At 40.7% G+C, this 23835-nt stretch carries 27 protein-coding genes and 1 pseudogene; 14 read left to right on the plus strand and 14 right to left on the minus strand.

The features are described from left to right. The 13 genes and pseudogenes from CH376_RS24565 to CH376_RS10725 form a co-directional block, all read right to left on the minus strand. A pseudogene (locus tag CH376_RS24565) lies at nucleotides 1-800 on the minus strand (hypothetical protein); the annotation flags it as partial. A 653-nt stretch (nucleotides 801-1453) separates the two neighbouring features. Beyond that, nucleotides 1454-2020, minus strand: a complete 567-nt coding sequence (locus CH376_RS10665) for a helix-turn-helix domain-containing protein (RefSeq protein ID WP_100787428.1) — start codon at nucleotides 2018-2020, stop codon at nucleotides 1454-1456. 77 nt (nucleotides 2021-2097) lie between these two features. Then, on the minus strand, nucleotides 2098-2955 hold the full coding sequence (locus tag CH376_RS10670) for a ParB/RepB/Spo0J family partition protein (RefSeq protein ID WP_100787427.1): 858 nt from the start codon (nucleotides 2953-2955) through the stop codon (nucleotides 2098-2100). Between the two features lie 75 nt (nucleotides 2956-3030). After that, nucleotides 3031-3543 (minus strand): hypothetical protein, encoded by a 513-nt coding sequence (locus CH376_RS10675; protein WP_125231984.1) that lies wholly within the window; start codon nucleotides 3541-3543, stop codon nucleotides 3031-3033. Between the two features lie 8 nt (nucleotides 3544-3551). Then, a complete protein-coding gene (locus CH376_RS10680) occupies nucleotides 3552-4586 on the minus strand; it encodes an Ig-like domain-containing domain (protein ID WP_100787425.1) in 1035 nt (344 codons plus the stop codon). After that, on the minus strand, nucleotides 4583-5845 hold the full coding sequence (locus CH376_RS24020) for an LIC_11904 family protein (RefSeq protein ID WP_100787424.1): 1263 nt from the start codon (nucleotides 5843-5845) through the stop codon (nucleotides 4583-4585). Before CH376_RS24020 ends, CH376_RS10680 begins: the two co-directional genes overlap by 4 nt. Nucleotides 5846-6217: 372 nt before the next feature. Beyond that, a complete protein-coding gene (locus tag CH376_RS10695; RefSeq protein WP_125231983.1) occupies nucleotides 6218-6763 on the minus strand; it encodes a hypothetical protein in 546 nt (181 codons plus the stop codon). A 60-nt stretch (nucleotides 6764-6823) separates the two neighbouring features. After that, on the minus strand, nucleotides 6824-7558 hold the full coding sequence (locus CH376_RS24845) for an SOS response-associated peptidase (protein ID WP_100787422.1): 735 nt from the start codon (nucleotides 7556-7558) through the stop codon (nucleotides 6824-6826). Further along, on the minus strand, nucleotides 7545-8807 hold the full coding sequence (locus tag CH376_RS10705) for a Y-family DNA polymerase (RefSeq protein ID WP_100787421.1): 1263 nt from the start codon (nucleotides 8805-8807) through the stop codon (nucleotides 7545-7547). The genes CH376_RS24845 and CH376_RS10705 overlap by 14 nt, the downstream gene beginning before the upstream one ends. Continuing rightward, nucleotides 8785-9237, minus strand: coding sequence for a LexA family protein (locus CH376_RS10710; protein ID WP_243394830.1), 453 nt, complete (start codon nucleotides 9235-9237; stop codon nucleotides 8785-8787). Before CH376_RS10710 ends, CH376_RS10705 begins: the two co-directional genes overlap by 23 nt. 84 nt (nucleotides 9238-9321) lie before the next feature. After that, the gene (locus CH376_RS10715) at nucleotides 9322-10023 is read right to left on the minus strand and encodes a helix-turn-helix domain-containing protein (protein WP_100787420.1); all 702 of its coding nucleotides are present in this window, start codon (nucleotides 10021-10023) and stop codon (nucleotides 9322-9324) included. A gap of 449 nt (nucleotides 10024-10472) precedes the next feature. Continuing rightward, on the minus strand, nucleotides 10473-11093 hold the full coding sequence (locus CH376_RS10720) for a DUF3102 domain-containing protein (RefSeq protein ID WP_100787419.1): 621 nt from the start codon (nucleotides 11091-11093) through the stop codon (nucleotides 10473-10475). Continuing rightward, on the minus strand, nucleotides 11090-11830 hold the full coding sequence (locus CH376_RS10725) for a ParA family protein (protein WP_100787418.1): 741 nt from the start codon (nucleotides 11828-11830) through the stop codon (nucleotides 11090-11092). Before CH376_RS10725 ends, CH376_RS10720 begins: the two co-directional genes overlap by 4 nt. A gap of 317 nt (nucleotides 11831-12147) precedes the next feature. Here CH376_RS10725 and CH376_RS10730 point away from each other — a divergent pair, with 317 nt between their 5' ends. From CH376_RS10730 to CH376_RS24850, 5 genes are all read left to right on the plus strand, one after another. Then, nucleotides 12148-12813 (plus strand): hypothetical protein, encoded by a 666-nt coding sequence (locus CH376_RS10730; RefSeq protein ID WP_100787417.1) that lies wholly within the window; start codon nucleotides 12148-12150, stop codon nucleotides 12811-12813. 9 nt (nucleotides 12814-12822) lie between these two features. Further along, nucleotides 12823-13182: a hypothetical protein gene (locus tag CH376_RS10735; protein ID WP_100787416.1), complete on the plus strand. Its 360-nt coding sequence runs from the start codon at nucleotides 12823-12825 to the stop codon at nucleotides 13180-13182. Nucleotides 13183-13209: 27 nt separating this feature from the next. After that, nucleotides 13210-13533: a hypothetical protein gene (locus CH376_RS10740; protein WP_100787415.1), complete on the plus strand. Its 324-nt coding sequence runs from the start codon at nucleotides 13210-13212 to the stop codon at nucleotides 13531-13533. Between the two features lie 130 nt (nucleotides 13534-13663). After that, on the plus strand, nucleotides 13664-14287 hold the full coding sequence (locus tag CH376_RS10745; protein ID WP_165781824.1) for an LBL_2463 family protein: 624 nt from the start codon (nucleotides 13664-13666) through the stop codon (nucleotides 14285-14287). A 30-nt stretch (nucleotides 14288-14317) separates the two neighbouring features. Beyond that, a complete protein-coding gene (locus tag CH376_RS24850) occupies nucleotides 14318-15220 on the plus strand; it encodes an LIC10906 family membrane protein (protein ID WP_100787414.1) in 903 nt (300 codons plus the stop codon). A gap of 18 nt (nucleotides 15221-15238) precedes the next feature. On the opposite strand, the gene CH376_RS24855 is transcribed toward CH376_RS24850, so the two are convergent. Continuing rightward, nucleotides 15239-15637 carry a helix-turn-helix domain-containing protein gene (locus CH376_RS24855; RefSeq protein ID WP_165781823.1) on the minus strand — a complete coding sequence of 133 codons (399 nt, stop codon included), beginning with the start codon at nucleotides 15635-15637 and terminating at the stop codon, nucleotides 15239-15241. A gap of 86 nt (nucleotides 15638-15723) precedes the next feature. Between CH376_RS24855 and CH376_RS10760 the strand changes: the two genes are divergently transcribed. The 9 genes from CH376_RS10760 to CH376_RS10815 all read left to right on the plus strand — a co-directional run bounded on the left by CH376_RS10760 (nucleotide 15724) and on the right by CH376_RS10815 (nucleotide 23835). Then, complete coding sequence (locus CH376_RS10760; RefSeq protein WP_100787412.1) at nucleotides 15724-15972, plus strand: hypothetical protein; 249 nt, start codon at nucleotides 15724-15726, stop codon at nucleotides 15970-15972. Nucleotides 15973-15985: 13 nt separating this feature from the next. Then, nucleotides 15986-16408, plus strand: coding sequence for a hypothetical protein (locus CH376_RS10765; protein ID WP_100787411.1), 423 nt, complete (start codon nucleotides 15986-15988; stop codon nucleotides 16406-16408). A gap of 162 nt (nucleotides 16409-16570) precedes the next feature. Then, on the plus strand, nucleotides 16571-16849 hold the full coding sequence (locus CH376_RS10770; RefSeq protein WP_125231982.1) for a hypothetical protein: 279 nt from the start codon (nucleotides 16571-16573) through the stop codon (nucleotides 16847-16849). 14 nt (nucleotides 16850-16863) lie between these two features. After that, nucleotides 16864-17136 carry a hypothetical protein gene (locus CH376_RS10775; protein WP_100788069.1) on the plus strand — a complete coding sequence of 91 codons (273 nt, stop codon included), beginning with the start codon at nucleotides 16864-16866 and terminating at the stop codon, nucleotides 17134-17136. 1 nt (nucleotide 17137) lies between these two features. Further along, nucleotides 17138-18001: a hypothetical protein gene (locus CH376_RS10780; RefSeq protein ID WP_100787408.1), complete on the plus strand. Its 864-nt coding sequence runs from the start codon at nucleotides 17138-17140 to the stop codon at nucleotides 17999-18001. Continuing rightward, on the plus strand, nucleotides 17998-19149 hold the full coding sequence (locus CH376_RS10785; RefSeq protein WP_100787407.1) for a metallophosphoesterase family protein: 1152 nt from the start codon (nucleotides 17998-18000) through the stop codon (nucleotides 19147-19149). Before CH376_RS10780 ends, CH376_RS10785 begins: the two co-directional genes overlap by 4 nt. Then, nucleotides 19146-21530 (plus strand): AAA family ATPase, encoded by a 2385-nt coding sequence (locus tag CH376_RS10790; protein ID WP_100787406.1) that lies wholly within the window; start codon nucleotides 19146-19148, stop codon nucleotides 21528-21530. The genes CH376_RS10785 and CH376_RS10790 overlap by 4 nt, the downstream gene beginning before the upstream one ends. Before the next feature lie 1053 nt (nucleotides 21531-22583). Continuing rightward, nucleotides 22584-22859 carry a hypothetical protein gene (locus CH376_RS10810; protein WP_100787402.1) on the plus strand — a complete coding sequence of 92 codons (276 nt, stop codon included), beginning with the start codon at nucleotides 22584-22586 and terminating at the stop codon, nucleotides 22857-22859. Between the two features lie 19 nt (nucleotides 22860-22878). Further along, nucleotides 22879-23835: a ParB N-terminal domain-containing protein gene (locus tag CH376_RS10815; RefSeq protein ID WP_100787401.1), complete on the plus strand. Its 957-nt coding sequence runs from the start codon at nucleotides 22879-22881 to the stop codon at nucleotides 23833-23835.

A 23835-nucleotide genomic window follows, 5' to 3' on the forward strand; every position in this document is an offset into this window, starting at 1 on the left:
GCAATCGGAACTTGAAGTGCTCCTTCAATGCGCCGAATCTTATCTCCGCCATTTTCAATTCCAATAACCGGAACAATGATTTTATTCGCGAGAGTTAAACCAAGTTCACTACTTTCTAAAGAGCAAAGTTCATTCCAGTCTTCCAGACGCGTTTTAAAGCCATCCAGAAAGTGTTCTTGGCCTCCGTTGGTCTCTATTCCCGCGATGTCCCAGGGAAACGCCTGTAAAGCCTGAATAAAGTCTTTCTGGATCTGATCAGGACGCCTTCTCTGAATATCAGAATAAAGTTCGTAGAATTTTCCTAAAGGTGAAAGTCCGAGGCCGACGATTGCAGAGAAATCCGATCGCTCTGTTTTACCGAGAGATAAGTCAAGAGCCAAAGCCAACTGCCAACCAGCAAATGATTCGGGTCGTTCGAATTTCCAAGTTTGAATAAGCCCTTTGAATTTCTGGCCGACTTCAGGAAGAGGATCGTTCTGTCTTTCTTGCGCGAATGTAATTGGATCTTCGTCTCGTTCTTTCTGGAGTAAATCAAGCGGAGCTCCGGCCGGCCACGATGATCGCTCGGTCCCGTCTGGGTCCGTAACCAAGGCTTGGTATTTCTTCCTAATCCATTCTTTGTAACGTTCGGAATTAAAAACGTATTCCCCTACGCAATTCGGCGCGATCGTCGTATAGGAAAGAATCGCATCGATACCCCATACGGTTCCGAGTTTAAGAGCGGCCCGTTCCAACCAACGGTATTTCCGACGCATCGTCGATTCGCTCTCTACATCTTTCTCTTCGTCCGGATCATCCATGAGAAGCGCATCCGGCCGGAAGTTCTTATGACGTTTCCCGCGGATCGCGTTCCCCCACCCTTTCGCGATAACCCGGAATCCTCCCATAAAAACCAAATCAAAATCCGACCACGAAACATTTTGGCCCTTAATATCTTTCTTCGGAAGTAGTTCGGGAAAATCTTTCGAGAGAGCTGCATTGTCCTCTATTTCCTCCTGGATCTTCCGTAAGAATTCTTTCGCCTGATTTAAGGTGGAGGATATCAAAATAGGGAATTTCCATGTTCCGGTCAAAAGAAGCCAAAGGACTCCGCACAATGTCAGAATCGTCGACTTACCGAATCCGCGGGAAAGCGCAACTAAGGAGCGAACCGGTTTCCTGTTTTTACTTCCGTCTTTGTTCCGCGTAGATCGATATGATTGAATAAGATGGATGAGTTCCATCTGTTGTTCACCGAAAGGAATTGAAAAATAATGTGGGAAATAATGCCTGCAGAAGAAAAGATATGAGCCTCGTTTACCGGTAGCACGCTTTCGGCAGATATTCTTCTCGCGATTCGCTCCAACTACTTTCGATTTGAGTCTTTCGGAAACGTTACGGACCGCTTCGCCAAGGATTGAGGGGTCTACGTTTTCATAAGGAGTTCCTTTTAGGATCTCCGAAAGATCGATCTTCACTCCCCCGCTCCTCCGGAAACGGTCTCAAGGATTTTCTCCTCAAGATAGGCTTCGAGTCCGGAGAGAAGTTTCTTTCTCGCTGATTCAGATTCGGCCTCTGTTTTATTCTTCAGGATGTATTTCGAAGTCGATAAATGAGAAAGGACTTGCTGGATTTCTTTTGGGCTTACCTTCCCTTTTCTTTTTTTAAGTTCCGCAATCCATTCTTTCAAAATCCCATAAAGATCAAACGCGATCGAGTCCGCGTTCATTCGCATTGCGTCAATTCGGCGTGACGCTTCTTTTTCGTATGCTTCTCGAAAGCGCAAAGCGACGGCCTCATCCGAATACAGCCAACGCTTAATGGTAGAGTCGGCAACGCCCAAGACTTTCGCCGTTTGAGCGATTGTCTGGCCGTCCAAAAGCAAAAGAATCGCTTTGAACTGATCCGGATCTACATTCTTATAGGGGTTTTCGTAAGGTGGGTCGAATACCTTGGGTGTATTCCGACCCTTTTGAGAAGATGATTTCTTCTTCGGAGCGGTTTTGCCACTTTGTCCCCTTTTGGCTTGTTTTTTCTCCACAAGGCGGGGACAAAGTTTCGGGATTTTCTAAAAGTCAATTCCTAAATGAATCCGAAAAGTAGATGATACTTTCGCACTTATTTCGATTTCTTTTCTTTTTTAATTTCTTCTTCGACGAATTCTTTGAGTCCCTTAATTTTCTTCAGGACCGGATCCTTTTTTATCGCGAGACGGATATAAGTTTGCAGACCACCGACTTTTTTAAAATCTCGTATGTATTTTTTTTGCATATCAGATATCTTTAAGATCCTTTTTTTGACCGCATCCTCTTCTTTCTTGAGTTCTTGAAGAAGTTGTTTCTTTTGAAGTTCGGACGACCACCAATCTGAAACTCGGTTGTTGAAATACAACTTCTCTCCGTCAAGGAGATCTGGGAGATCCTTCATCGGCTTCTTCTTTGTGGAAATAATTTCTTTACGAATTTCCGAAAGATCCCGATCAACAGTACGCAAAGGCCAACCAAATAACTCGTGAATTCTAAGACGGAGGGGAGTTTTGTATTCCCGAACATTTGAATACTGATTTCCGAAGGCCCCTCCTCTTTCGTCTTGGAGGATTTCGATTTCTTTAAACCAAATTTGAATGACTTGTTTCCGATTTTCGGGAGAATAATTTTTCGCCCAATCATTCCCAGCAACCATGACTCTTGCACGAACCCAATCCGAAAGTTCAGTAAGAACTCTTTTACAGGGAATCGATGGAAACTTTGCTTTCTTCGATGCACGGAACCGGCGCGCTCCGTTTAAAATTTCGTAATTTCCGTTCTTATCCGGTTCTTTGGTAATATAAATCGGAATTTCGACGCCCTGCTCGGCAATTTGTTTTTCAAATGCCTTTTGTTCATCGTCGGGAACATCCCGCATAAAGTTGTCTTTATGAATTACAAGTTTATCGAGTGGAATATCTTCCACGTTAGAATAGCGGATTTTAGGCATAAGAGACAAATCCGGGTATTTAACTTTATGTCGAGAATTTTTAGAACCGGTTCCTACCGGTTTTAAAGTAAACGATTACAGCGGCGGATAGGCGAATATTCCGTTCCTTTCCTCGATATCCAAATAATTCGCGCTTCCTCCGGTCGCAGGCTTTATCTGCAGCAGATACCCTCTTAAATTTGAAAGGGAACCGGCTTTCAGTTTGTTCGGAAGTGGGAAATTACATGGCCCGGTGAACTGAACGTACATCGTGACTTCATTGTATTGGAGATTGGAACTGAAAGGAAGTGGGTAAAAATTTGATTTCGAATTTGCAGCTAACGTTCCGAAATCATAAAACGAAGGCATTCCAGAATTTACTGCAGTTGAGCTCGCGTTACAAGTTGAGTTATCGTATATTTTTACAGCCACAGGCGCTGAAGTTAAATTTTCTACTCTCAGCAAAGTATCCATTCTTACGAATGCACCGTAAAGAATTGAGGATGAAATTGGATCGTTTTGATCGTCTTCCTTGTGATCTCGTTTGCAAGTCGGAATGAGAAGTGAAATACAAAGTAAAAGCGTAATTTTCAAAAAAAGGTTTTTCATATAATTTCCTACCAACATATTCCAGAAAAAAAGCAAGCGGCGCCCAAATCAAAAGAATTTATTGAGACTGAAAAATTTGCGACCGAATTGTTTGAATCGACGACTGTAACTACGAAATAGTATTTTCCGAGAAAGTTCCCGGTTGGAGGGCCACTCAGCACCCCGTCCGAAGACATGGCCGCGCCCGGCGGAGTCTGTCCATTCATATACCAAGTGTAAGGGGGAAATCCGCCTTGTGCTTGAAATGGAATCACATACGAATCGAAAATCCATCGAACTAAACATTCAGGCTGACAAGTCGTAGAACTCAAACTTGCCGATTGACCATTCGATAAGATTGAGTAATTCAAATTAATCTGTAGATCCTGTCCATCAACATCTTTACCTTTTACAACGAGAGCCTTGTGAGCTCCTTTCGGAACATTCTGATCCAATTGAAAAACAATTTGATCATTGTAGATATCTTTTCGCTTTATAACGAAATTGCTTCCGATAAAATCTCCGACTGATCCAGAAAGATTTATTGAACTCCCTTCGATTGATTTTGAAGTTTGAACGGTGACAGTTGTATTTGGATAGATCGTAGAACCATTCGAAGGCGAGATCGATAATACGTTCGGAGGCAAAGGCTCCTCGCCAGTAGAAATAAATCCCGAATAAAAAGTTTGAATCGGAGTTCCTCCAACTCCATAACACCGATCGGCGGTCGCGCAACCTGTCTGCCCGCCGAATAGTCCGGCGTCCCGTCCGCATTTTTTACCATTCACATCGGATTGCCAATACAATCCATCTGCGCAGTAACCGACAGTGTATCCAGAATCGCAACTCACACATTTCCCTACTCCCGGACCCGGAGGAGGAATCTTACTAGGATCAGGAAGATAGTCACAATAAACAGGTTTTGGTCCGAATTTTGAAGTATCCCAATACGTGCAAATCCCGATCGCGACGAAGAGAACTTCTTTATCGCCGCATCGAAAATACGAAGCAAAAGAGGAAGTAAACAAAACAAAAAGTAAAATATATTTTGAAGATAATTTCATTGAGCCAAATTCCTATATGAATCCAGCACCGCCTTTACCGCGGGCTGATCAAAAATACTTTTGTTTAAATTGTAGTTCGATTGTTTTAGGGATTCGATGACTGCTTGCTTTAAACTATCCTGATTAATTGGTAGCGACCACTGAAAATCGGAACTCTTATTTACTTCAACATCCCTAAGAACAGAGATTTCATTTTTTGTCTGAACATACAGATCTTCATTTCCGGATGAAATCCTTATCCGTAGCGGTTCCATCATTTTTCTAAATGGTCGGAACTGCAATGTGTCCTCGAACACGTTTACAATTTTTAGATAAGGATCTATAGTGTAAACGGCATCCTCAACGTTGCTCAATGCGTATATGACCCCATCCTTGTTAACCGCAACACTACTTATGTAAGGTGCTTTATACGATTTTCCTAAAGTATTTGTAAACGAGAAAGATTCGATTTTATTTTCTAAAATAAACGAACCGTTCTGATTTTCCTTATAAACTGAAATTCGCTTACCTACATTTTCCGAGACTACGAGGGATTTTTGATTTGAAGAATACGAAACATCAATGATTCCAATAGGCGTCGGATTTATGGATATCTCACTTATCGATTGATTTTCAACTGAGAAGATTTTAAGAGATCCGGAAGGAGCCCTAAAAAGAATCTCCCCTTTTTCTGTTTTAAAGTTAAACAACTTCGAAACCTGAATCGTTGAATCATTGCACGATGGTGTTTTCACGACAGACCCGACGGCGGTATATTGAAAACAGGTATTTAAAAATCCAGTTTTCGATACCAAAAGGATTTTCCCAGAGGGGAGAACAAGAATTGAGGAATAATTTGTAAGCGAGGAATCTTGGAAGTAAGAAATCTTCCCAGGATTTTTTGAATAAATAATATTCCCTTTTGTTGAATCAAGTATAAATAAATTTACATCGGTCGGACGTGACAGTGGATCTCTTATAAGTGGATCTAAGGAGACGATTGAAAAATCTTGAATTTTTCTTAGTTCAGGAAAATGGGGATCATTATTGAAAAGGAATCCTAAATTTTCTACAACTTCGGGGTTAATTTGGAATCGAGTTTCAGGTGAGGACGTTATATTAAAATCCGGGCCGCTCCCAGAACCATTTATTACATTTGCAAAATTTGGATTTAATCCAATTGCCGAAAGCCAAAGTAAATTACTTGGATTAGAAACTTTGCTACAACTTAAATGAGTTAAGAGCCCCAAAGAGACGCAAATTGATCCTATTTTTGACATATTTAGCCAATCTTCCCATAGAATTGCTTATGTCAAGTTGCACTTACACATTTTTCGACGTTTATGATTCAAAAGTTTTAATTTACGATTTTATCTAATTTTTCATATAGGAACGGATTTATTCAGGCAACAACCCCGATCAAATTGATAAAGCCCTGTAGTTGACTTGCCACTTTTTGACATACGTCGTTTTACCTCTATACAAGGCAGCTTGCTTGATTTAAAAGTTTTCTCTATAAGAAATCCGGAATTCAATTGGCGACATACAAGGCACTTTGTTCAAGAAAAATCAATTAGGTGCGTTCAATGGAGTAATTTTTTTGATGTAAGTTGAGCGAATGACACATCTTTCACATTTTGTATATTGCTTCTTTATGAAATTGAAATATGCTTTCTTAATATATTTTCGACGGATTGAATTAATTCTTTGAATTTAGCATCATGATCTGATTCCACCCCTGCCAAAGTAGGCGATCCAAAAATTTCCGATCCTAACCTTTGAGAATCTCCTTTTGTTATGGCTTCAGATAAAAATAGATTTAATTCTCCTTCAATATTAATTATATAAGCCATTACTGGTTTAAATTTTTCCTTAAATTCTTCTCCAAAAACTATTCCTGCTTCATAAATATCGAATTCTAATTCTGCATACGAATTTGATACGCCTCTCCATTCCTCTTTTATTGTTTCTTTAAATTCGTCAGGAGCCCCAATAAGAAATTCGTTATATTTTGCAAACCGAATTGGAGACCTTAATTTTCTCAATTCATTTCGCAATTTATTTAACTTAATAAGTATTCTTTTCGCGAGCTGATAATTATTCCCTCCTCGAATTTGCTCCTTCCATGTTTTCAAACCTTCCTTCGCGATACAAACTGTATAGACTCCTAAAATGAATGCCAAGAAATCTTTTAACAATGAGTAAACTTCCTTCCAATCGAACAAACAATCGCAATCAAACATAGCACCTTCTTTTTTTTAAAATAAATTCTCTTCGGTCAACTCCGGATAACTGAACTCTAAATTTACTTCCAAAGTATTTGAGTTTTCTTTTCTCGATGTTATCAACTTTGAGATTGTGTAGGCTTCCATTTTTTCTTCTGGGAAAATCTTAAACAATTTTCGAATTTCTTTTTCATCTTTCAGATCCGGATTTATCCAAGCCCCCTCCTCTTTCTTCGGAAGTATCAACGGCATCCTTTTTTTAGAATTATGGATCCGGGACATGAATTTATTCGCGTCCGTTGTTAAAATGGAGAATGAGTATATTGTTTCTTTCGATGCTGGATTCTTCCAAGAATCCCAAATACCTGCAAAAGAAAAGATCTCCTGGTCTTTCAGAAAAATGAAATAGGGGTATTTCTTTCCCTTGAAGTCCTGCCATTCAAAAAAACCAGTCGATGGTATGAGACAACGCTTAGACCTGATCACACCACGAAATGACGGCTTTTCAAAAACCGATTCTGATCTAGCGTTCGGAGTATATTCTTGAATTTCCTTTGCGGAAACTTCCGTCTTTGTCCAGGAAGGAATTAGGCCCCAAACGAAATTTTGAATAAACTTCGGGTTGTCTCCGGTGATAATAGGGCGCGGGCGATGTTGGAAAGCGTTTTCGTGGTATATTGGCTGGAATTTTTCCGGATGAATCAGCTCGGCGTTGTATCTCTTCTTCAGACTCATCGCGTCCGCTGACATCGAGTTATGAAAGCACATTGATTATCTCCTTCCAGTCAGTCGTATAGTTCGGGGAATGGTGTTCCTGTCTAAGTTTCCAAGAGTCTTTTTGGGCGGTAACAGCGAGACGGATCCGCTCCTTACCGAATTTCGAATTCATCGAGTCTATGACTTCCATGATTTTCGCATCCCGTGGACGATCGACGCAATCAAAAAGTCCCGGCTGAATTCCGGTTCCCGAAACAATTCCGTCCAAAACGATCCCGGCTTTTTTATATTTGAATCCTGGTTTGTATATCTGCCGAAGTCCGGCGAGTGCGTAGCGAACAATCTCAAAGGTGGAATCCGAAGCAACCGGGAGTCGGACAACGATGTTCCGGGCATATTGCTCCAGATCTTGCCTGTGCGGGTTTGTATGAATAAAAACGAGAACCATATTCGCAAAACTTTTTTGCCTCCGGAGTTTGTAGGCGGCACGGCTCGCAAAAGTAGCAACTGCCGCGGCCATTGAATCGAAATCTTCCTGCATCTCTCCGAAAGACCGGGCGATCGAAATCGATTTTTTTTCCGCGTCCGGAGGAACGAGACCAGAACAGGGAATTCCTCGGAGTTCGTAATTCATCCGCGCACCGACGACCGTTAAGTTTTTCCGAACCCAGTGGACATTCATCCGGGAAAAATCATATGCGGTTTCGATCCCTACCTTTTCAAGTTTCTTCCGGTAACTCGGGCCGACTCCCCAAACGTCCCCGATCGATACCATCCGGAGCGCTTCTTCTCTGACGCTTTCGTTTTTTATGATATAGACTCCGTTATATTCTTTTCGCTTCTTCGCGATATGGTTCGCGAGTTTCGCAAGCGTCCGAGTTGGTCCCATGCCGACGCTCACAGGAATTCCGGTGTTTCTCGGAATCGTTTCCTTGATTCGTCTCGCGATTCCCGGATGGCTTTCCTCTGCGATGCCGGAAAATCCCAGGAATGCCTCATCGATGGAATAGATTTCCATTTCCGGAGAGAAATCGGAAAGAAGATTCATTACTCTTCTGGAAATATCTCCGTATAGAGTATAATTGGAAGAAAACATTTCGATCCGGTTTTCCGTGAAATATTCCTTTCGGAGAAAAACCGCTTCTCCCATTTTTACCCCGAGGTCTTTTGCTTCCTGGCTCCGCGATACAACGCACCCGTCATTGTTCGAAAGAACGACAACCGGTTTTTTTTGAAGATCCGGTCTAAAAATACGCTCACAAGAAACGTAGAAGGAATTACAGTCGATAAGCGCGTACATTTCTGGCCCTGTGTGTTATCCACATGACGGTCCCCCAAATCTGGAAATCATTCTCCTTCGTGACTCGAATCGGCTTGTATTCGGGATTTGCCGGTATCAGCCACCCTTCACTTTTTTCTATTTTAAGAAACTTCAAGAGAAAGGCCCCATCAATCGAACAAACCACCGGGTCTCCATCAATCGGTCGAACAGATTTGTCTATGACGAGGATGTCCCCTTCCGCAATCATCGCGCCGATCATCGAGTTTCCACGGACCCGTCCGAAAAAAGTTGAATTCGGATTTTTCACGACCGCTTCTGTCAAATCGAGAACGTTTTCTAAATACTCTTCCGCCGGAGATGAGAAGCCCGCGCTTATTCCTTCAAGGAACGGGTATTCGTTTCCAGGCGTAAATTTTGGTTTTAGAATTTCTATCTCTGAAATCGCCACAACTACACATTAGTATACCTATAAAAGAAAGTCAATTTTACTCTTTTGTTCCTTTTAAAAAACTACTCGTTAATGCGACAGTAATCATGCGGCCGTTCTCTCCTTATGCTGTTCGCGAAATACAACCTGAATTGGAGTGACGACTTCTTCAGTGAAGAATTTCTCGATAATCATTTTTAATGAATTCGGAACTCCACACAAAATTATCAATTTATCATGTACGAATTCAAATTGAAGATTATCTAAAATATCTATACTTGATTTTGTTAAGCGATCCTTATACCAAGGCTGGAAATCGCTCCAAGTCGGTTTCAATTTATCAGCACCCGGTAGATTTACTGTTTTTGCTCTCTCTTCTTTAGTACGTACAGGAGCGGAACGTTTATCTTTGGCAGATTTGGAATCTCGTACCCCCCTGCCCTTACCATCCGTACTATTCTGACTAGGATCGTTTTGAACGGCGGTTTTGGATATTTGATACTGAGCTCTTTCGAATATAACGGCGTCATGAAAACTTGATTGAATTACTCGAATCCTTCCGTTGAAAGAAACTTGATTTATGTAACCAGCTTTTCGTAGGCGAGAAATATATTTTGCTATGGTCGTCGTCGCCATTCCTAAAACCTGACCCAAGTATTCATTCCCTGCGTAGCATCCACCGCGACCTTCGATGCGTCCGTTGATATCGAGGAGCGTAATTTTTGCGAGGACGTCACGCATTCCTCTGCCAAGTTTGGTGTTGATTATAGTGCGAGGTATGAACTCGCCATAGATCAATTCTTTCATGATCCTTTTCCTTTTCTGAGGCGCCGGACATAAATCGGGTGCGGCACGGCAGATGGACTACCCTACTCTTTGGAATCGAGAAGCATAGATCGAGCGTGGAGCCGAAAGTATGGTTCCCTTTTCTGTTTCATTCGGCCGAATTGTGAGAGTGGCCGTTGTTTAGCTATGTCGACTAAACGGGTACAGACTAGCGGGATTTTTGAAAAAACAGTCAAGCATAATAATACTATGTCTCATAAAAATTTATGTCTCTTGGAACGTGCTTTAGGCGGGAGAAAAACCTGCGTGGACTCTCACCTCCGCCGCAGGCATCGAAACAGAAAAGGTTTAGGCGGGCGCCTTCCTTTCTCTCGGTACTCTAAAACCCGTGTACGATTTTGGGTACACATTTTTTGCCATCTGAATAAAAAAATCAGGCCTCTCAAATCGGAAGCGCGCTTCCGATTTGCCTACTCAAGCAAATCCCTTTCTTCTTGGATCGGTTTTATCGAATCATTGAACTTCTGAGTCTTCGAGTTAATAATATCATCGAGATATTTTTTTAGCTCAGAAATCTCCCTTTTTTTAAGGGAACTTTTGCCTTCCTTTTTTAAGCGCTTTCTCAATATAAGGATGGCTTCAGGAGTAATTTTTTTGGGAGGTGGGTTGATTTCTTTTTCGGTAGGACCTGGAAGTTCACCAGCGATGATGCTCTGAATAAGAGTATCCGCTTCTCTAATACTTCTGCATTCTCCAACCCGATCCCGATAGTCGTAAATTCTCATGTAAGAACTCGCGACACGTGTTCCAAACTTTAGGAAGTTATAGTTGTCCTCAATATACTTAGACCAGTCACCGTGGTTAAGCTGTTGCTTCACCTCGTATAAAATTGCCCCGAATTCGATAGCAACTTTAATGGTTCTTTTTTGAGCAGAAATTACAGATGCGTATGCTTCCTTCAGTCTCGTAAGCGCCGGATCCTCATCTGATGAACTCATTGCAGGAAGTTTCTCGTTATTTGCCGAAAATGTCTTCACGAGCTCGGCGTCGACACGTTCTTGTTTAGTGGGTTTTTTTTCAGGAGTACTCAAATTGAAACCTCCTTCGCAAGCTCAAGGAAACGCGCAAATGCGGCATGAACATCGGGCTTCAATAGCTCGCCAAGGTTTGAGCTCGTGAGCACGACATCATCATTGATATTTACGCACCCGCTGACAGTCAGACCGACCTGCGCACCGAGGGAAATGATTTTCTCCGCCTTTTTTTTTGTTACCCGAGAAGGTACGACTCTTAGTGGGATTTTTCTTTTCTGTAATATTTCATTTTCGCGATGGAGCTTTAAGATTTTTGCGGTTCCATCCTGGCTCCAATCTCCGTATTCCATTGGAGAAACAATTTGATCCGCATTAAATACCGCAGCGTCCAACACCACGTTCACAACGTTATGAAGATCGATTAGAACGAAATCGTAATCCAATTTTCGGAGCTCTCTTCCAAACAGTGATTTAAACCCTGGGTCATCATAGAATTCAAAGTCAATTTTTTTCAAACGCTCGATTGTCGAAATGAAATCTATTTTCGTTCCGGTTTTGTAGATATGAGGTTCAAAATCGCAACCATCGACTAGTGCTTTATACGAATTTTTTCCTTCCGATTCGTTCACGACGTCTTTGAAGAGTTTGAAGAAAAACTTACTCAAATTTGAGTTAAAATCAAAGTCAATTAGGAGGACGCGGAACCCTAAATAAGCGAGGGATTGACCAAGATAGATCGTCGTCGTTGTTTTTCCGACGCCACCTTTGCCCGAGCAAATTGCGACAATTTTCATTAGTTTTAGAAATTCGAAATCTCGAATTTTACGAAAGCGGAATTTTGAAGATGATAAGAATTATTGGAAAAAATTGGAAATTCAAAAGAGGTGATTCAGGCAGAATCGGGTCTTGAAATGATCTTCATTGTTTGGTAGTCCGGCCTTTTGGATGCTTTTGAAGATTTAACCCAGTATAATAATGGTTGCAAAAAACGTGGAGTCTCGATTAGATCCCAGAAGACCCATTTGGAAACGTAAATTCGACAATTTTGAATCCAGGAGTGACTCGGATTGGTCGAATATGATAGAAGGCCCTGAAAAGGCTGAGGAAAAAAATGGAAACTGTTATCCAAGATTATTTTCGAATAGTCCTATCCGCTAAACATAGATCAACATCGATCATCGTAAATTTTCCACTTATTCATATCGTGGTTGAAAGCTACGAAAATGATAAAGGGCAAGAATCCTTTTTGGCTACCTGCTTGGAATATTCACAGGCATTCGAAAGCCATGAGCCACAATCAGCCGTAGTCGGGTTAATCAATCTTATGCACGATTATTTCCTTTCTACGATCAAGAAGGAAGGAAAAGAATTTTTATTAGAAACTTTGGAGACGACCGAAAATGAAGAATTGTGGGGACGAGTCCGCCGTTATCTTGCCGAAAAGTTCAGAGCTAACTTGGAATTTGTTGAAAAATCCTTTAATTCAAAAACTACGAAGGCAGAACTGAAGGAACTTGGGTCGAAAATCGTCCAACCGAATGTCGGCTTAGAAGTGGTTTCAAAGAATCACCATGAAAAGGTCACGAGCCAAAAGGACGCTACCATTGATCAGCAACATGAATTGATTAGAAATATTCTGAAAGAACTGGATGCAAAGATCAAGCAGATTGAGGAACAAAATAGAACAATCACTGAACTCCGGAACGGATTGGAAGGTGGCCAGGAAGAATGGACGGAGCAACAGCCAGATATTCGAATTGGAGCCCTTGCTCAGTAAAATTAAAGTATGGCCTATTCTTTAGAGAAAGTTTTAAAGATAGTAATTGAGAAAGGCTATTCAATCGATTGGGAAGCTCCTTACGAGATTACAAATATACCAGAAGATCTCGGAAAGTTAGCTTCTATAGAAACTGGCTTCGCTACTTATTGGATACGGGGCCAGGGACTTAAATCAAAAAAAATAACTCAGTTTTCATTCGGAGCCATTTCAGATCTGTATTTTATACGAACGATTTTTCCACCTTTGAAATCGAAAATTGAAGACTTTGACTCAGCGAAAATTACTTCTTCCAGAAATTCGGCATCGAACATAAAAATGAATGAGCATTCTGTTGATAACAATGAGGCTAATCAGAATAGTCAATAGCACTTCTTAAATTTAGAGATATCCATTATGATCACCACAGAAATGCTTGAAAGACTCCTTACGGTCATTAAAGAATCCGGTTTGCGTCCAAAAGCGATCTCGAAGCAGTCCAGAGTTCCATTCGCAACTATCAAAGCTTTGTTTGCTGGTGAAAGGGTGGAACTTTCAGAAGCAGCTCTTCTTAAACTTTCGGAAGTTTTCAAAGTAGAATATCTTTGGCTTTCCCGCGGTCTCGGACCTAAAGACGAAATTCCGTTGGCTGAAAAAATTTCCCAACTTGACCGCGATACGGATTTGCTACGAAAATTAAATCGAACCCCAATCTTGAAATCCATATTGGAAGGATTCTGAATTCTCCAGACGATTGAAGCGAAGAAACCGGATCCGTTCTTTAAGACCTTAACGAAAAATCACACAAACATCCGAATTCCGTAATATTCTAATTGATAATTCCAACGAATTTATGTGACATAATAAAATTATGTCCGTAAATCCTCTCGAGTATTCCGTTCGAAAATCAAGAACTCAAATTCCCGTGAAAATCGTATCCGGGGATAGCGAGGACATCCCGCGTATAAAGGCTTTCGTAAATCGTATATTTTCTGAGGCAGGCTATTCTTCTTCTCGTTGGAAAAACATAGATTACGATGACTGGTCGACATGGTTTTTCGCTGAGGAGGAGGGAAGGATCTTATCCGCAATGAGGGTCGTAGAGAAACAGCCGGAAAATTTTCTACCTCTGGAGGTTGCAGTTCTGGATAAGACCTTGGAAAAACCGATACGTTACGCGGTTCTTTCGGAGAACGTCGCAGATTGGAACGCAGTCGCATTTGAGTTGAGTCGAACGGGGTGGATGGCCGCAAAAAAAACATTTAGAACCGTTGCGAAGCACTGTTATGAAAAGGGATACGACGTTGTCTACGGAATGTACAACCCAAATTTGAAAGGAATAGAAAAGCTCTATTTGAGTGAAGGCGCCGTTCATTCCGAGAGATATCCGGATTTACTTTATTTTCCGGGATTTTATTTGAACGGCAAACTATCTAAATTCCATGTGATCGAGTTGGAAAAAGAATGTTTACAAAAAATTGCCTCGAAAATGTAGTATTTATGCAGTATTGAGTATACATTTTTCATGCAAGTAACAAACATATTTAGCGTTTCGGTTGGGTTGTTCATTGTTCTTTTAGGTTTTTATGTTCGGAATGTAGGGTCAGGAAAGATTGCTCAAAAGCATTTTTTCCAATTATCCTTGGCTTTGTCAGTTTGGATGTTCTGTCACGGATTTCGTATTCTCTTACCAGAATTTCTCCGCGAACTTGCGTTAAACTGGACGTTGATTCCAATCTTATTTGTACCGCATTCACTCTTCCAAATAGTTCGTTTGATTTTTCGCCCGGAGCTAAAGATCGGTTCGACGATTTCTCAAATACATTTATTTGGCTTCATTTATATGATAGGCTCAGTGTTTCTGTGTAATGCAGTAGAAATAAAAGATCCAGAACGATTCACATATCGGCCTACGATAAATTATCACGCAATAATCCTTTATGAATTCACATATATCTCTTTTTCTTGTGCAGTCTTAGTTAGGTCGGTGTTTCGATTTTCCGGTGACTTACGGATACGGGCATTCCTTCTTTCAGCAGGAACCATCATGGCTTTATTATTCACAATTTTTTGTGTTTGGATAATGCCTCTTTTCGGATATTTTTGGGCTTCAAAGTCGGCGTTCGGATTCATCCCTTTCTTTTTATTTTGGGCGGTTGCAGTACTTCATTACGATACGTTTGAAATTCGAGAAAGAATTCTAGAGGGGGAGCGCACTCCGATTTTGTCTCGGTATTCTTCTAGTATAATGATGACGCTGTATAACGTATTGGATCCGGCAGGGTATAATCTAAAGTTAGCAGAAAGCAAGATTGCGGTAACCGCGGGAATACTTCTAGAGAATAATTATTTAAGTGAATCTTTAAATATGAATGTCAGGGCAAGATCAAAAAAACTATACGATAAATTTAAACATCGATTGAAGTAAAAGGTAAAAAATTTCTTATTAATTTTTCATTCGATTTCGCATTAAGTTGAGAAAAATCGAACGACTCTCAGGGGTCAGTTCGAAATATTCCATCACGAATTCCCGAGCTCCCTCTGTATTTCTAATTTTTCTTTGAAAGTTTTCTTCTTCTTCCATTTTCCTAAACATCTCTTCCTTTCCAGGAGGAGAGTATTTCATCGGACCTTCTCCTTTAAAAGTCCACTCTTCTAAATATCCAAATTCAAACTTTATAAGTTTAGATAACGTTAGAGAAGGTTTCCTCGCTCCGGATAAGAGATGAGATACTTGACCCTTCGTGATCCCGAGCCGATCAGCGAATTCGTTTTTCGCCAATCCGCTTGAGTCCAAAATCTCTTGAATTCTGTATTTTGAATCTTTAAATTTATCTGTTGACAATGTAAATTTTATGCTTGACTAGGTTTACATTGTAAACCAGTGTATTTCTGACGCCGACACCGACGACATTGTAGAAGGAACGATTGATGAAAGGTAATAAATTGCAACAAGGAAAATGGCCGAAGGGAGTTATGTCGCCAGAAGAAATTGATGAAAAACTTAAAGTCCTGGGTTTGGGTTATATGGATTTAAAACTTCGAATCGCGGGCGTTTCCTACGACACGGTGCGGCATACTATCAAAGGAAGATCTAACAACGATCAGGTGCTTCAATATTTGAAGGATCTCGGGATAAATCACGGCCGGACGCCGAGCAAGTATAAAAGAGCATCTTGAAAAAGTAAATCCAATGGAAAAGATCGAAATACAAGAACTTTTGCGGATGTACGTCGAGGGAAATACGTTACGAGAAATTGCAAAGATTACCAATCAATCTGAAACAAAACTAATAAAAAAATACTCTGAACATGGATTCAAGGTTTCGGATCTTAAGAAACTTAGAGTAACAACACGAATGAATTATTTGTCGGAAAAAATCGGAAAAGAGCCTTTAAGCAGAGCTGAATACAAGTTCTTGAATCGAAAGGGATATAGCATTTATAAAAAACGATCGGACGTGAATTCATATTATTCCGAGCAGGTTCTTGTTCTCCTTACGAAAGAAGAACGTGAGTTTGTAGAAGAACAAGGAGCAAAAACAAAGGAAGGAATGTCATCTTTCGTTAGGAATCTTATAAAATCTGAAATGAGAATATCAAAGCTAACAGCATAGAAAAAAAGCAATGTGACCGTTTGAGATATTTTATCAATCAAGTAAGGTCGCAAAATAAAGAAGCCCCGTTCCCGCTGGAACGGAAACGAGGCTGGAGAAAAGGCCATGATGCCCTTTTGGATCATGAGCCTGAGTTTTAGAAAAAAAGTAAAGGAGAAAACCATGAACCAAAATTTTAGGACAATAAGCGCAGGAGATGAATTAAGAAAATTTCCTGTAACCGGATCGGCTTCCGATTTTAGCGACATTTCATTTTCTGAAGCCTTCGCCAGAGCAGTAGAGGGTGATTGCCATGTTCGGATATTCTCGATATCGGACCTTTATGAGAATCTTGTAGATCACGTTGAATCCCCGGAAGATTGCGTAAAAATAATCGCGGAACTTGGATACGGGATGAGCGGGCTTCTAAAATATTTAGAAGAGAAGGGCGTAGTACTATGAATGCAGATCTGCAAATGAAACCACTCCGAAAATTGATGCTCAATCGTAATCCTTTGGATTTTCCGGAATTTACCGAAGCGGAATCGACTCCTGAAATTCGGAAGTCCTTAAAAAAACTGAATCGAAATGCTATGAAACCAATCAGATCAATCGGAGTTCTCCGAAATCTCTGGAATCGTTTCCGCGAGATCCTCAATGAGAATCGGAAATTAAAAAAAGAAGTCTTGGATTTGAAAGCAAAGATTTCCGATATCAGGTCTTCTTACAATTTTACGGTGGAGGCATAAGATGAGTGTTACAGATAAAATTTCAGATCTCGTTTTGGCGAACGGTGCCATTAACCCGATGGCTTACAAAAACAATCACAAAGATAAACTGGCCGCGTTGAGAACATTATTTCCACCGGAGGATTATAACGTAGTATTGTTCTCAGAATTTTTGATGAGTCATTTACCGGCCGGTGTTTCTCTCGTGCCACAAATCATAGAAGTCTCCGAAAATGATGTCTATGACGAAGTAACTGGATTAGAAATTGGCATAGCAAAAGATCATGCGATGTTGAAAGTCGAAAAAATTATTTCATTAGGTCAAGCGACAGGAATAAAATTGGAAAGAGTTGGAAGGGAAGAGATAGAAATCAATGGATTAAAACACTTAGAAATAACCTACGTTGCTTCCATGATTCTACCCAATGGAGTAAAAATAAACACTCCACCGATTCCTAAAGCGTTACCCATGATGACTAAACATGGTAAGCAGCAAGCCCATCTAAACGAGAGTGTTGACAAGAAAGCGCAACGGAACGCGATAAAGTATCTGCTTAACTTACCAACTCAAATGCTAAAATCCCAAGCATTGAAAATGTGGGTATGTCTCAAACCTGTTTTTGCGGAAGGAGCTCCGGTGGATAAAACAGTGACCGGTTCCGCGACTGCCGCGGCAGATGCGCTTTATGGAGAAAATACTAAGTCAATCAATCTCGGGCCATCTCAGGAATCGATTCTTGAGAAATTGGAAAACTGCAAAACTCAAGAAGACGTCCAGTCTCTATCCTCGACGTTCTCGCAAAAAGATTTTGATCAGGTTACGTTCGAAGGTCTCCGCGCAATTTTGGGAAGAAAATGGAAAGAACTCGGAGCGAGAAAGCAATGATCGTAGGACAAATAGCAGACATTCATCTCCGCGGTGGCGAAGGTACGGAAGAGGCGGTGGCTCTGATGAAAGCCGCCGGTATCTTTATCGAAAAAGGGTGCAAGATCGTTTGTGTCAACGGGGATATCTTCGAGGATGTTTCCGACCCTGAGCAAAGGCTTGTTTTCAGAATCTTCCTCGATACCCTTCATAGTGCGGGAATCACGACAATTATCCTACGAGGAAATCACGACAAACCAAAGGATTTAAGATCGTTCAAGGATAAACTGAATCCTCTTTGTTACGAATTTGATAAGCCGGGTCACATAGTTCTTCCGGATTCGCTTGAAAGAATTCAGGTCTTCGCGCTTCCGCATTTCGGCGCCGGAGCGCTCGCGCTCCAAAATCAATCGATTGAGGATTTCCATTCAAAGGGAAACAACCTGATCGTAGATTTACTTGAAGATTGGTTTCAAAAAATTCGAAACTATTCCGGACCCTCTCTGGTTTTATTCCACGGGACAGTTTCAGGTGCAGTACTAGATAACAAGAGAATCCCCAGAAACAATGGTATGTTTCTTCCTCAGACGATCCTGGATTCATTCGGTTGTCCGGTGGTTGGTGGACACTATCATTTTTGCCAGAAGATCGGTAAATGGATTTGGTATTCTGGATCAACGACCCGACAAACCTGGGGAGAGGCGGAAGACGATAAAGGGATTCTTATTTGGGAAATCGAAGAAGGATCTTGGCGACTAGAACCTGATTTCATTTCCCTGAATCCGGCCCCGATGCGAACCGTGAACCTCAACTGGGATGGTGAAAACCTTATCGATAAGGAATCCGGAAAAATTCTGGAACCGTCGGAATTCAAAGGAAAGATCCGGATACGTCTTGATGTTCCGGAATCGCTTTCTCATTCAGTTCCGAAAAAACTCGAATCATTTTTCCCCAATGCAACAGAGTTGAAACCTGAAAGGAACACCATTTCAACTGTCGCGGTTCGGTCGGAAGAAATCGGATCCGTCGAGTCTATTGAAGACGGAGTTATCGTATATTTCCGGGCAAAAAATAAACCAGAAAGTGAGATCCATGGGTTATTGGAAGAATATCGGATGGGGTATTTTGAAATGACTGAAGGGTTGAGAATAGAGGAAAGCGTTTTATGATCATCGAAGCACTAAAAACAAAGGGGATGATTGCTTTCCCTGAAGAAACTGATTTTAGAATCCCTAATCTTAAGAAAATCGCGATCGTAGGAAGAACCGGTGCGGGAAAATCCTCATTGATGGATACGCTCTTCATGTCCTGGTTTGGGAAAACTCCCCTGCGCGAATCCGCTTCCGGCCGGGATGAAGGCGCGATTTACGATTGTTTTATCGCTCGTGATTCATTTGTCGAATCGACAGTTTCGATGAACGGCCACACGATCCACGCTAAACGACTAATCGATCCGGTATCCAGAAAACAAATACCGTATCTCTATATTGATGGGAAAGCGGTTTCAGAAGGAAAAATAAAGGACTTCAACGATAAACTCTTTGAAGTAACAAAAATCACCGAAAGAGTGTTTTTATCCGCAATCTACCATGCCCAAACCGGAAAAGGTAGACTTACTGGGTTAGACCAAAAAGATGTTCGCGAACTTTTCGATGACCTTCTAAATTTTAGTGAATACGACAAACAATTTTCATTCTTTGATACGAAGCGAACAAAAGTATCTAAGGAATTAGAAGGAATAAAGTCTGGTATTCAAATGATTTCCAATTCCGAATCATCCGTTGATCTCCGAAAAGAATTGGATACGAAACAAGAAATCTTAAACGCAAAGATAAAGGAAATCGAAAAGGTAACTCAAGATTCGAATGAGAAAAGACAAAGGTTAGCGGACCTAAGAGCAAATTTCAAAGACATATCCGAATTAAAGGACAAACTGGAAGCGATTCGGAAAGAAATTGCTTCAGACGTTTCTTCAATCGAAGGATTCGAGAAAAAAATTGAAGCAAATAAAACTCAACTGCTTGCTCGATCCAGAGAAATCAGAGAAGCAGAGTTGAATCAAAAGGAATGGGAAAAGAAGGAGAGAGAAATACTTCCTAAAAAAGAGCGAGCAAAGAAAAGTCTTGAAGATCAGGAAAAGTTTGTAGAAGAAAAAGAAAATGAGCTCTCATCAAAAAAAACAAAACTTGAAAATGAAATTTCTCCTCAAGAGAAAGAAAACAAAATTCAATCTGAGATAAGAACAAAACTACAGGTAGAAAAAGCCGGTCTTGCTTCTAAAATCAAGGAAACTCAATCAAAAACAAGGCTTCTTAGCGAAGTCCCTTGCCGCGGGAAAATTATCGAAGGTATTGATCTCCCGGAAGCCTGCCCGCTACTTAAAGATGCAAGGGTGTCTCAAGCGGAACTCCCTCCGCTTTTAACAAAATTAGAAGAGCTCGAAAATCAAATCTCGGATATTAAGATCGATGAGGAATTCATTTCGATTCGAAAATCGGAGATCAAACAGATCGAAGATGAACTTCTTAATCTTAAATCAATTCCGGAATTTCTGCTCGCGAAAAGCACCTACTCTGATTTAGAAAAAGAATTGGAATCGCTTCAAGCAAAGTTGAAAGATTCCACACATACTGATTTGGTAAAATTGATTCCATATTTAGAAACCGCGGAAGAAAAAATTGAGGACTACAAAAAAAGCATCCAGCAACTAAAAGAATCAAATTCTAGAAAAGATATTCTCAAATCAGAAACCGAAATTCTTATAAACGCGAAATCGGACGAGGAGACAGCAATCACAAATGCGGAAAAAGAACTCAAAGATTCCGAAGAACTTCTCACGCCGTTGCAGGAATCTAAATCTGAGATAGAAAAGGAAATCGGTTCTCATTCTGCTAAACTAGAAATCGCATTAAAAAATGAGAAAAGAGTTTCAGATCTCAATGAAGAAAGAATTTCAAAAGAAACCCAACTCGGAAAATTGCGATCCATTTGTGAGGCACTTGGTCCAAAAGGAGCCCGCGCCTTGATGGTCGACGCTGCCGGTCCCGAAATATCTTCGGCAATCAATTCGATTCTCGCGGAATCTTTCCCCGGAGTATTTCAAATCAAAATCAATACTTTAAGAGAAAACGCGACCGGGAATTCTAAAGAGGATTTTTCAGTTACAGTATTGGATAACCGGACCGGTATCGAATCCTTAATTAAAAATAAATCTGGCGGAGAAGGGAACATTCTCAATGAAGCGATTTCATTAGGAGTGGCGGTATATAAACGGAACAAATTTGGAGCGGATATTCAAACGCTGCTTCGGGATGAATCCGACGGAGGATTAGATTCCGATACCGTTTTCCAATACCAAAAAATGCTAGATCGAGCGATTGAAGAAGGTCGATTCAAACAAGTGATTTTTATTACTCACAAGAAGGCGATTCAAGAACTTGCGGATCGAATTTTTGAAGTTAAAAATGGAAAAATTTACGATCTATCCTTTGGGTCCGAAGAATTTGAGGCCGAGGATGAGTTGCTTGAGGTGGACTATGAAGTCGTTTAAAGGAAAGGTTTCCTTCCAGAACGCAGGCGGCCGGGATAATGTTCGTCTCCGAAGAGCTTACGAGAGGATGGTAAAAGAATTCGGTAAGGAGCTCATTCACACCGTGAGACGATGCGATGTATGTGAAGCGACAAAGGAACTTTGGATGTTTCCGGTAAAATGGAAACAGAAATTTTTCTTAAACATATGCCGGCATTGCGAATCGAAACGAATCAAACTTTCGATTAAAAAGAATGGAATAAAGCACAATGGAGGAAGGAAAGCAAAATGAACATCGAACGCAAGTTGTGCACTTTTCGTTTCCGGAAACGGATCGCGATTCTGAGACATGGGTATGATTCCAAAACCGAATGGCCCATCAGACCCGTCGTCACATGTGGTTATCTCGTTACGTTCCTGATCATAGGGTGGGGTGTAGTTCTATGAATGTAATTTTCGGAATGCTTTTCATCATCGCCATTGGTATCTTTTACTTTGCCCAGTGGGTCAATTGCACTGATTCGGAAATCCTCCCTTCGAGGTGGTTTGAAGAATTCAAAGCTAATGTAAAAAATCAGGTTTTAAAAAGACGTGAACTGTCGGCTCTGAAAGCGGCGAATTCATACCTTGAGGATTCCAAAAGCAGACCCGCGGATTCTTTTTTTTATAAACCAATGAGACATATTAACAAAAATCAGGGACAAAAATGAACGATGATGTAATTAAGAAATTACTTATAGAGAATGGTTTCATCGAATCAGTTGTTCCAAATAAGTATCATTATCCGAACGGAACAGTTGCATATATACGAGATCAAGTGTGTTTCAGAAAGAATGATGAAAGGGTAATGTGCGTAAAAGATCCTGTTCATGTAAGTATCTACTTAGATGGTCTCAAGGTCGGTTCAAAGAATCCGCCTATGATGTTTTCGTGTTTTGATCATTATTTTAAAAAGAATTAGGAGTAGAGTATCTCGCGAGAGCTCCACTGGGGAAAGGGTTTGATGATTTTGACCTTGCATAATTTCAAAGGTGAAATTATGGCTCTCGCGGAATACTTTATAAAGGAGTTTTGATGGAAATAATTGGAGAATTGTTAGAATCGGATGTGGATGAAAAAAGTAAACTCGAAGGTTACGTTACTTTGAACGTGCTAATGGGTCATTCTATTAGAACAGACTCACTTAGTCCAGATCAAGGGAATTACATAAAGATAATTGCTCGAAGTCTATTAGAAGGTTTATTCCTCGCTGAGAATAAATTAGAGAATGAAATGCTTGAGTCAGACGTTTCTGACCATTTGCGTAAAAAAATAAGATATGGAAAGCCTCTTTCCAGATTCTTGATTTAGTAATATAGAGAAAATTCGCATGGAAAACCAGACACAATTACTAAGAGAAAAACATCCCTTCAATCTTTATCCGGAAATGCAAGCAGATGAGTTTGCCTTGCTCCTTGGAGATATGGAAAAGAATGGTTATGATGAAACAAAACCAGTTATTCTTTATGAATCCAAAATATTAGATGGATGGCATCGATACAAAGCTGCAAAAGAGACAAATAAGCAAGCTAAGTATGAATCTTTCAAAGGTAGCGAACTCGAAGCATTAAATTATACGATGCGTTCTAACTTCAGACGAAATCTGAATGCTTCACAAAGAGCCGCGATTGCAACCGAGTATTTGCCGTTGCTTGAAATGGCAAGTAAACAAAGAAGCATTCAGAATCTAAAAAATCAGGATAGTTCCGAAAAAGGGAATGTGGATTCAAGCGTCCAAGGACGATCCGCCCAGATCGCCGCGGACTTGATGGGAACGAATTCAAAGTACGTCAATGAAGCCGCTAAATTAAAAAACAGCGATCCAAAGGAATTTAATAAAGTGAAAGCCGGAACGAAATCACTGTCGCGTGTAAAATTAGAAAAAGAAGGTAAACGATTACCAAAAGTTCCGACTGGCGGAAATAAACTTTATAAAAAAGTTTCTGAAAGTTCAAACAGGAATTCACCAAGTCCCCCTTCCACCCCTTGGAAGGGGCCTTTATCGGATGCGATCGCAAAACATTTAGACATCTCTAGTGAGTTTTCCGAGAGTTTAGAATCTTATATGTTCAGACCGGGGAGTGACTTTTTAAAAGCCTGGACTGAATACAAAGAAGCGATGAGAAAATTGCGGACTTGGTGTGTCGATAAGGCTGGTCAATGTGTTCATTGCAAGGGGACTACTGAAATATTCGTCGACTTACATGGAGATCCCCTACCTGAAAATTTGGGCGGCTTCCCTGTGTCTTGCCCGTATTGCATGGATGGGTTGGCGGGTGAAGTTTGA

The organism is Leptospira adleri, from assembly GCF_002811985.1.
Lineage (GTDB): Bacteria > Spirochaetota > Leptospiria > Leptospirales > Leptospiraceae > Leptospira > Leptospira adleri.